Raw genomic sequence first — 2,228 nt, 5'->3', positions numbered from 1 at the left:
GGGACTCGAACCCCCGACCGACTACTTAGAAGGTAGTTGCTCTATCCAACTGAGCTATTCACCCACATTAGCACCGTATCCTAACATACTTCGGCAACAATTGCAGCAATGTCAAGTGCCAAACCTCTGAAAAGTTGTGGGCAATTCGATCGCGGCGATGCTGGAGATCGGCAATATTACCCTTGGTAATATACGGGTATTCGATCTTAAATAAGAGGATATATTTTCGAGATCGGATATGTCAATCATCGATGCAAAATCAGTCCAGATTGGGATATCTACTCGCGCTGACGAGCGCATATCTAGATTGAAGCTCGATTATCAAGGCCAAACTTACGACCTCCTGCGAGTTGTTGCCGCTGGCAAACTCAATCCTGGCCGCGCCGGATCGCAATGGCAGCAAGCGATCGATGCGACTCCAACCGGTTGCTTGGTAGTTGCCGAAGCCAATTACTACTCGCTGTGGACGATCGAGCGCGCCATCTCCACACCCCCAACAGCAACTCAACAGGCCGTGCCGATGGCCGCGACTAGACTAGAATTGCAGCAAGCGAGTATCTGGCTACTCCAAGAACTCTGGGTGCAGTGGGAGAGTTCATTAGGCGTGAAACAATTGCCAATAATCGCCGAAGAGATCGTTGCTGCTACACCGGCCCTACAATCGCGGCGAGATTTCGATCGACTACTGGCGATCGATCCCTGGGCTGAAGCCAAGCTAGAAGCTTGGCGCGACAAGGATTTCGAGCTATTCGATCGCCATCTCTACGACATCGCTCAACACAAACTCGGTCGCCAATTTGGGACAGAACTCACAATCGAGATCGTGCGATCGATGCCAGCTTTATTACAAGCGACCTTAGCCGAAATCTTGGAACTTTAGCGGTCTAAAATTTCCTGCCCGCGCCCCTTTCTCCCATCCCCTGCATATGACTAAATCATCACTAGCTAAATCGGATCGCCAAACTCAGATTACTGGGGAATATGTCATTTATTGGGGCATTATTTGGGCGGCAATTTCGTTAGCTATCTATCTCAATTTTAGTGTCGTCGAGGCCAATGCCGCTCGTTCGCCGTGGTTCATTATGGCGACAATCGGATTAGAAGAAATTGGTTTGCTCGTTTCCGGTTGGCTGTGTCTGCGTAACTACAGGTATGAGTCGATCGTCAGTGGTAGAGCGGTATGGTTGTTATTTGCACTGGCGATGTTTACCTTTTTTATCGGTAATTTGTGGTTTTCAGCATGGGAATTATTGTGGGGATTAGATCCAGCCGCTTCGATTGGCAACGTGTTTTTCGTGTTGTTTTACGCGATCGCGATTGCGGCCATGAGATTGGCAATTCTCGATCGCGATGTCCAGTTGGTACCGCAGCAATGGGCGATCGTCGGCGGTGTGGTCGCACTGGGGTTGATGATGGGCTGCTGGCTGACGACACTCTCTGCTAGAGCCGTCCCCGCACCACTAGTAGGCTCGATCGCGATCGTGCGAGCGGATGGTAGCACTCAAGCGATTGTCAAGACTAGTTTGCCACCGATCGATGTGCCAGCGGCTAATCCGCGTCAGATCGCCAATTCCCCACAGCCACCAGCATGGGTACTGGCGATCGATCGATCGATGCAACCACTAGTCGATAGCTTCAATTTGTTTTATGTGTTGTGCGATCTAGTGCTACTGACATTTGCAGCCATTCTGTTCTTGGGGTTTTGGGGCGGTCGGCTGGGATTGCCCTGGCGAATGGTCGCTCAGGCGGTATTATGTTTTTATATTGCCGATACTTGGTTCGCTTACGCCCACAATCGAGTGCAAGGATATGAAAGTGGCTTTATTATGGAAGTGTTCTGGATTTTTGGCATCGTGCAGTTTGGCATTGCTGCTGCCCTAGAATTCGACAACTCCATTCGTGCTCGCCGTCTCGCTCGCCGACGAACTGCTATTAAGTAAACATGAGTTCTAAAAAAATTACCGATGCAGATAAGTTGGAGATTATCGATCTCTACCGTCAGACTGGAGATACGACCGCATCTCTAGCAAGTCGCTATGGGGTCAGCAATTCGACGATCGGTCGTATCCTCAAGATGAGTATCCCCACCCCAGAATACGAACTCCTGATCCAACAAAAACGCAGTGCTAAGGGCGGCAGTGGCGAAGATAGTCCCATCGCAACAACCGATCTGAGTGTCGATGCTACTGAAATCCCCCCAGCAGTAGCCAGCGACGCACCGAGCGAGC

3 protein-coding genes are annotated in these 2,228 nt (G+C 50.5%); all 3 read left to right on the top strand.

Annotated elements, in window-relative coordinates; translation table 11 throughout:
• Positions 1-238 precede the first annotated feature (238 nt).
• The gene (locus tag RMO84_RS08820) at positions 239-880 is read left to right on the top strand and encodes a hypothetical protein (protein WP_310488106.1); all 642 of its coding nucleotides are present in this window, start codon (positions 239-241) and stop codon (positions 878-880) included.
• Between the two features lie 46 nt (positions 881-926).
• Positions 927-1,940 (top strand): hypothetical protein, encoded by a 1,014-nt coding sequence (locus RMO84_RS08815; protein WP_310488105.1) that lies wholly within the window; start codon positions 927-929, stop codon positions 1,938-1,940.
• A 2-nt stretch (positions 1,941-1,942) separates the two neighbouring features.
• Positions 1,943-2,228, top strand: a 286-nt coding sequence (locus RMO84_RS08810; RefSeq protein ID WP_310488104.1) for a transposase, incomplete at its 3' end; no start/stop codon positions are given.

It is taken from the genome of Chamaesiphon sp. VAR_69_metabat_338, from assembly GCF_031423935.1.
Taxonomy (GTDB): domain Bacteria; phylum Cyanobacteriota; class Cyanobacteriia; order Cyanobacteriales; family Chamaesiphonaceae; genus Chamaesiphon.
This window is presented reverse-complemented; position numbering and strand designations above follow the sequence as displayed.